Origin of the sequence: Escherichia sp. AM3 (assembly GCF_032029835.1) — a bacterium.
In the GTDB taxonomy this organism is placed as follows: Bacteria; Pseudomonadota; Gammaproteobacteria; order Enterobacterales; family Enterobacteriaceae; genus Escherichia; species Escherichia coli.
The window spans coordinates 1-298 of sequence record NZ_JAVUPQ010000833.1; the positions used below are offsets into that span (position 1 = coordinate 1).

Annotated in this window: 1 pseudogene; it reads left to right on the plus strand. The window is 45.3% G+C overall.

Annotated elements, in window-relative coordinates:
• A pseudogene (locus RTW80_RS28615) lies at positions 1–150 on the plus strand (L-ascorbate 6-phosphate lactonase); the annotation flags it as partial.
• Positions 151–298: the final 148 nt, after the last annotated feature.

The window sequence follows — 298 nt, forward strand, 5'->3', positions numbered from 1 at the left end:
CTCAAGTATGGCTTCAAGCCGTTCATCTGGCAGGTTGGCGGCAAGTTCACCTGGCCGCTGGATAAAGACAATCTTGAGTACCACTACCCGCGTGGTTTCGATGATTGCTTTACGATTGAACCCGATCTGCCGTTCAAATCCTTCCTCTGATTCTGAGGCCCAATCGCCAGACCTTGCGTCTGGCGATGTCATATTTATCTTAGTAATTTCACGCTATTTCAAATATCATCTTTTCAAATCAATTCTTATCGGAATAGCTCATGACGGAAGCGCAACGGCATCAAATTTTACTGGAACT